This is a genomic window from Microcoleus sp. PH2017_12_PCY_D_A (genome assembly GCF_020738565.1).
Classification (GTDB): Bacteria; Cyanobacteriota; Cyanobacteriia; order Cyanobacteriales; family Microcoleaceae; genus Microcoleus.
Genome location: NZ_JAEQCI010000239.1, coordinates 1 through 3,621, shown reverse-complemented (window position 1 = coordinate 3,621; position 3,621 = coordinate 1). Strand labels below are relative to the sequence as shown.

The window sequence follows — 3,621 nt, the reverse complement described above, 5'->3', positions numbered from 1 at the left end:
CTGCTCCTCCATCGTAAGAATGGCGAAGAGTTTTGCCATCAATTGCGATTACTTCTCCTGGGTTAAAGCAATTAATAGATTGAATATAATTCAAAAAACTTTTCTGAAATTGTTCCGAATTGAGGCGAGAAAATACTCCTGCAATTGTGTCATGGAAGGTATGCCATTCGGTAATTCTAAAATTGTTTTTAACCATTCATATTTGGCTCGCCCATAACTTTCGATATCCACCCATGTATCAGCGCCGCAAATCACAGCACAAATTTATCGGCTCAATAAGTAGGGGAAGGAGCTAATCTAGCTGCAATAGACTTGCCCAAGGGATCAAGAGCAGATTTTTCGCGAATAATAGTGGACAGAGAGGCAATAATTCCAAGTTGAGAAATTCGGTCACGGACATAATCAAAAAAACTGATTCCCAACTGACGAGTAGTAGCAACAAGAGACATAAAAGTATCCCAAGCCTGAGTACCCTCAATCGTTTGAGTTGCATAGCTAATATTACGTCGCTGTACAATAGTTCGGGCTGCTAACTCAGCCGGATTATTGTGTAAAGGTAATTCAGGATGCTCTAAAACCCTCAGCAACTCCGATACTTTTGTCGCAGTTAATTGTTTGCGCTCATCCAACAATTCCTAGCCGCTTGGAGTTTCAAAAAGCCGCCGAAATTTCGACCTTAAAAGCAGTGCAGCTTCAGGACTGGGAACATCTTTATAAGCTAATAATTCCCGATAATAATCCCAAAAATCTTTGATAAATTTCCCTAAAATTGCTTGATGGCAATGGAATACGGGGCTTAATTTCTTGTAATGTCTTCCCTCATGCACCCAACATAATGCTCTATCAGCAGTGATTAACTTGAATTGCGGAGCATCATCGCAACAAAGAGTTTGTACGACTGGATAATCTGTTTGCTGATAATAGAAAGCAATAGCTGCTGCTTCCTTAATCCTGGTAACTTGTTGAGCACCCAGTTTGGGTACATACTTATTAATGTTTGACTTTGCCCCACTCGTTGCAGAAAATGCGTAAAAAATGGCATGGCTTACTACGTAAGGCTTACAGGGCCGTTAAAAAACTGTCCGAAGTATTGTAAGTAGGTGATTAAACTCTGACTCACCCAACACCGTTTCTTGAGGTAATAGCTGGAGAGCGTTTTGCCATTTAATCGGGATTTTGAAGTCCTCAATTAGTGAGAATGGAGCGTGGATTCAGCATGAATTTTAGTTCTCGTCCTGGCTGTAATCCTCTCAGGACAGTCAGTCTGTCTTTATTCCCTGTTGTGAAGTATACTGTATATAAAGGGTTACAGATGATATTGGTGGTATGGTTTACTCCAGCTACACGCGCGCCTGTTTGGTCGAAGTGTTGCCAGGGGCTACTCGCTAGTCCTGAATCATAAACTTCTTGGCGTTGCTGAATCAAGGTATGGATGCCCCAGGAATGGGAAGATCATCAAATTTTAAGTAATGTATTAATAATTTAATAGAATGCTTGAGCATTTCCTCGCACTTAGAATAACAAAGTGTCTTGCGATGTAGTCTGGCTAAATAATGTCTTAGTCTTGTATTTTCCCCTTCTACTCGTGTCATATAAGTCTTGCTAACAATCTGATCTCCATCAGGAATAAACATGGGATATACAGACCATCCATCTGTTACATAAAAATAGCATTTCCATGCACTTACTTTGTCCCATAATGGTTCAAATGTTTGAGCGCTACGATCCCCTAATACCCATCCTAAAATTCCTGGCTTAAAGTGGTCAACCGCTGTCCACAGCCAGATCTTATCTGTTTTTTTTTCACATAAGTTTGTAATTCATCGAGTTCTCCAACTTCTGGAATGACTTCAGGATCATAAACATCTGGTAACTGTTTTCCGACTTGTTTTACCCAATTCATTACCGTGGTATGATGAACTCCCTTAACTCGTTCTATCGCCCGTAAACCCATCCCATTGACATACATTTTTAGGCAATCACGTTTGATGGCCTCGCTATAACCTCGTTGAGGCTCATACTCATTGATGAATTGACGACCGCATTGCACACAAATGTGGTTCTGTTTTCCTTTCTTATTGCCATTTTTACGGATATGGGTTGATTTACATTCTGGACATTGCATAAATTATTCCTCCTGTTCATACTATAACTCAGCAACGCCAACTTCTTTTTTCTCCGTTTCAAAACCGGAGTGGTTTTTGATGAGCAGGTTGGATAAATAACCTGCTGAAATGGAAATGCCTAAATCTGCCAAAAAATCTAGTAGTTTGCCGCATCGTCATATTGCCCCCATAGTACAAACTAATGATTAAGGCTTTGATTCCTGGCCCAAATTCTCCTTCCTAGCCCATTGGTAGTTCTGCTACATAGGTTTTTCGGAGTGAGGGCGAGTAATATTTCTGTTTGCGGAATAATATGTTGTCGGTTGCCAAGCTGATATCTTGGATGATTACTTGTTCCTATCCTTTAAATTCTGCATCTGCTGGCAGTTTGTCTGTGGGATATTCTAGTATTTCTTCTCGATCTATTTTAATCGTGGCGTTCTTACTGCCTTTTTTGTGCTTTTTTGGCGTTTTTCGTTCTTTTTCTGATGAGTGCTGACTTTTGAATCCTTTGGAGTTGGCTTTGATTTCTGGTTTTCCTTGTTCTCCCTTCAATCGGTTGTTTTCATCTTTTAACCGTTGATTCTCTGATTCTAAGTCTTTGACTTTTAATTGTAATGTCTCTACGAGGTTTAGTAATATCTCTACGGTCTGACGCATTGATTCGTCTGCAATACCTGGGGGGTCGATGGTTTGCAGTAAATCGGAGAATGACTTGTCTTGTGAAATAGTCTTTTGCGTCATGTGTCCTATTTTATAACACTTTATATACTTTGCCTAGTTTTTTTTCTTTGCTACCCCTACTTATTGAGCGGATACAATTAATTGATGATGTCTCGTCCGCTCGACTCTTGGATCTTCTAGGTCAGAAAAATGGTCGGCGATGGTAATTTTAGGTTTGAGTTTCATACAGGTGAACCCTAATTAAATGTTTTGTAGTTACTCAATAATTCTTGTCCACTATACCATATTCTGTTAATATAAAGTTTAGATGCGTTCGCCCTGCACCCGATGCTCCAGTAGAAATAGTGACTGTGGACGAGTTCTTTGATGTGGCAAATGCTGAGGAAGATTGGCACGATGAGGAAGAACGGGAAACGACAAAGCGCTTTCAGAACTTAGTGAGCATCCTAAAGCAGAATTTATCGCAGTTGCAGGTTTACCGAGTTGGCAGCACCGACATTGATGCTTATATTCTTGGAGTGGCTCCCACCGGGAATTGGATGGGACTCTCTACGCAACTGGTGGAAACCTAATTCCAGCAAACAGCGGTCAAGGTAGATTCAGCTAACAAAAAAAGTCGATAAAATATATATTCCCAAACAAAAAGCGCCCCTATTTCTAGGAGCGCTTTTTGTTATCGATAGCTAAAACTTAGCCATTGATAGAAGGAGCAACCAAAGCCACAGGAGTAGTCTCAGCAGCAGCCAAATCGAGCGGGAAGTTGTGAGCGTTGCGCTCGTGCATTACTTCCATACCCAAGTTAGCGCGGTTGATAACATCAGCCCAGGTGTTG

4 protein-coding genes and 2 pseudogenes are annotated in these 3,621 nt (G+C 40.8%); 1 reads left to right on the top strand and 5 read right to left on the bottom strand.

All coding sequences use genetic code 11. The features are described 5' to 3' along the window. From JGK39_RS33195 to JGK39_RS33180, 4 genes and pseudogenes are all read right to left on the bottom strand, one after another. Positions 1-279 (bottom strand): annotated as a pseudogene (locus JGK39_RS33195) (ISAs1 family transposase); the annotation flags it as partial. Continuing rightward, on the bottom strand, positions 273-629 hold the full coding sequence (locus tag JGK39_RS33190; RefSeq protein ID WP_293309030.1) for a hypothetical protein: 357 nt from the start codon (positions 627-629) through the stop codon (positions 273-275). The gene JGK39_RS33190 and the pseudogene JGK39_RS33195, both read right to left, overlap by 7 nt. 792 nt (positions 630-1,421) lie before the next feature. Further along, positions 1,422-2,125 (bottom strand): IS1 family transposase gene (locus JGK39_RS33185; RefSeq protein ID WP_293262673.1). Its coding sequence is split into 2 segments (ribosomal slippage): positions 1,422-1,804 and positions 1,804-2,125, totalling 705 coding nucleotides; the frame shifts between segments, so codons are not numbered across the junction. Between the two features lie 337 nt (positions 2,126-2,462). Next, entirely contained in the window at positions 2,463-2,849 is a 387-nt protein-coding gene (locus JGK39_RS33180; RefSeq protein ID WP_293262676.1) for a hypothetical protein, read from the bottom strand. Positions 2,850-3,058: 209 nt separating this feature from the next. On the opposite strand from JGK39_RS33180, the gene JGK39_RS33175 reads away from it, so the two are divergent. Further along, positions 3,059-3,361 (top strand): nuclease A inhibitor family protein, encoded by a 303-nt coding sequence (locus tag JGK39_RS33175; RefSeq protein WP_293262679.1) that lies wholly within the window; start codon positions 3,059-3,061, stop codon positions 3,359-3,361. A gap of 118 nt (positions 3,362-3,479) precedes the next feature. On the opposite strand, the pseudogene JGK39_RS33170 reads toward JGK39_RS33175, so the two are convergent. Then, positions 3,480-3,621 (bottom strand): annotated as a pseudogene (locus tag JGK39_RS33170) (photosystem II q(b) protein); the annotation flags it as partial.